Origin of the sequence: Arthrobacter sp. SO3 (assembly GCF_020532825.1) — a bacterium.
GTDB lineage: Bacteria > Actinomycetota > Actinomycetes > Actinomycetales > Micrococcaceae > Arthrobacter.
Genome location: NZ_MQTS01000044.1, coordinates 1 through 2,431, shown reverse-complemented (window position 1 = coordinate 2,431; position 2,431 = coordinate 1). Strand labels below are relative to the sequence as shown.

Sequence of the window (2,431 nt, the reverse complement as noted above, 5' to 3'; positions counted from 1 at the left end):
CAGGGCTCCTGACATGGTCACATATTCGGTGTGATGTCAGTGGCGGTTTTTGATGCCGAACTGCAGTACCAGGCTGGTGCCGGGGTAGACGGTTTCGGTGGCGGTGAGATGGTCGCAGAGTTCGGCGGCGGCCTTCGTGGCGCGGGCGGTTGGCAGCGGGTCCAGGGTGATCTCGAGGTGGCCGCCGGCGGGCCGGATATCGCCGGGCCGGACAAGCATCTGCCGGATGAGGGCGTGGGCCTCGTCGGCGGCGCGGGCGTAGCCGGTGTTCATCCGGACGTCGCGGGCGAGGGCGGTGACTGTGTTGAACGCGGCGATCTTCACCGCGTGGGTGAGCAGCTTGGTTTCGGTGTCCAGGATCTTCTGCGCGGGGGCGATGTCCCCGAGCCGAAGCCGGGCCGGCACGGCCCGGTGGGCGGCCTGCGTGTTGTCCAGGTCCTGTTCTGCCTGACGCAGTGGTGCGGTGAGCAGGTTGTAGGCCTCGTTCGTGATGAGCACGGACCCTTGGCCGGTAGCGGGGGTGCGGGCGGTGAGCAGGGCCGCGTCGGTGGCGGCCTTCGCCGCGGCATGGCGGGCCGTCGCGGACACCACTGTGGTGTGGGCAATCTTTTTCGCCGGGTTCGGCACCATGCGTTCGGCGTCATCGTCACTGACGGCGTAGGCGTCCTGGGAGTCCAGGTCGAAGTGCAGGCGCGCGTAGCGGAAGTGGTTTTCCTGCCGCCAGCGCGAGCCCATCCGGAACAGCAGTTCCCCGGGTGTGAGGTCGGTGCGGGTGGTGAGCAGGTGGATCTGGCGCACGGCACCCTTACCGTTGTCGATCAGCCGGGTGATCTGGCGCATGCCGAAGACTTCAGCGTTCTTCTTCTCCCCGACGGGCAGGTCCACCAGGGCGTCGGCGGCCTCCCATGCGTGGGCCAGCCCGGTCTCCGGATCGGTGAACGTCACAGTGCCGAAAAGCTCCGCGCCGAGGTCCTCGGCGGTTCCCTTGCGCCAGGTCAGGGTGTCGAAGCCTTTGTCGGCCATGTGTTTGAAGAGGGCCGGGGACCAGCCGCCGCGGTCGAACCCGACGAGGACCCGCCTGTCATTGCCGACAATGTCCCGCAGGGCGGGCAGCAGCCGGCGCAGCTCCATCGCCAGGGAGGCCCCGGGTTCGGCCAGGACGACCATGACCGGGTCCCCGGCCGCGTCACTGACCCAGGTCTCCAGGGTGGCCGGGGCCGGGAACTTCAACCGGGTGGAATGCTGCTTCGCGATCTTCCGGGTGCCATGGTAGGCGCGCACGTGCCCGTCCACGTACAGCAAAGCCGCCAGGTCCTCCCCGTCCGGGCCGCTGCCGGAGAGGTGGCGGGAGGCCATCGCCGTGATCAGCTCAGCGGCTTTCCCCGTTTCGGCGAGGGCAGCGAATTTGCGGCGGATGGTTTTGACCTCCGGGGCGCGGTCCATCCCCAGGATCCGGCCCAGGGCCGCCGGGTCGAACCGGGTCGCGCCCTCGGCGCGGGGTTCGCCGGCCAGGGCGCGGAACACCGCATCCAGCAGCACTGTCTCCAGCCCGTAGAACCCCGGGGCCAACTGCCGGTAAACCTCGTTCGCGCAGGGGAGGAGCCCGGTCGACGCCAGGGCCGGCAGGGCCAGGAACAGTCCGGCCAGCGGGACCCGGGCGGCCGGGGCGAACACCGGCTCCGCATGGGACATCAGTCCGGTCCGGGCTGCGGCGCGCTCACCCATGCGGTCCGCCGGCGCCGGGAGCACCGGCAGATCCAGTGCCTCCTGCCCCGGAAGCTGCCCACCGTGCACGGGGTCCTGCGGCTGTTCTGCCTCCGGCACGGCCTGCCCGGCGGCGGTTTCCGCGGGTTCTAGGGCGCGCATCACGGTGGTCGTGGACAGCCCGGTCGCGGCGCCGATCGCGCGCAGGGACTGCCCGTCCGCCCGGCGCCGGAGGATCTCGGCGACCACGGTGTCCGTGAGCCGGGAGGGGCCCCTCGGGCCGGGTTTCTCCGGGACCAGGGCCGCGGTCCCGCCGGCCTGGTAGTCCTTCCGCCACCGCCACGCGGTGCCCGGGGCGGCGCCGAACGCCGCGGCGACCTGCGCCACCGGGGCGGCCTTGAGCCTGAGCAGCTGTACCGCGGCCAGCCGCTTCCCCGTCTCGTCCCCGGCGTCCCACTGGAAGGACAGTACCCCGAAGAGGTAGACCCGGCCGCCGGTTTCGTCTTCCAGGACGGCGGCGGCCCCAAGCTCCACCGCCTCGGGCGGACACAGGGGAAGGGGCGGCTGCGCGGTCATCCTGCCCATCTTCCCACCTCCCGGAACCTAATAGAATCTCCCCCTAATTATATGACACTGCGGGCAGAATTAAAAGACCCCGGACCCGCAAAATCCCCGCCAATCCGGGAAACCCGGCCAGCCCCCGAATCCCCATGTCAGGAGCCCTGGT

General features: G+C 70.5%; 1 protein-coding gene. It reads right to left on the bottom strand.

Annotated elements, in window-relative coordinates; all coding sequences use genetic code 11:
• Nucleotides 1–36 precede the first annotated feature (36 nt).
• Nucleotides 37–2,280 carry a helix-turn-helix domain-containing protein gene (locus BJQ90_RS05155; protein ID WP_226759236.1) on the bottom strand — a complete coding sequence of 748 codons (2,244 nt, stop codon included), beginning with the start codon at nt 2,278–2,280 and terminating at the stop codon, nt 37–39.
• Nucleotides 2,281–2,431: the final 151 nt, after the last annotated feature.

Bases quoted from the DNA above. Each gene is read 5' to 3' on its own strand.
- BJQ90_RS05155 (WP_226759236.1), bottom strand. From the start codon at position 2,280: ATGACCGCGCAGCCGCCCCTTCCCCTGTGTCCGCCCGAGGCGGTGGAG.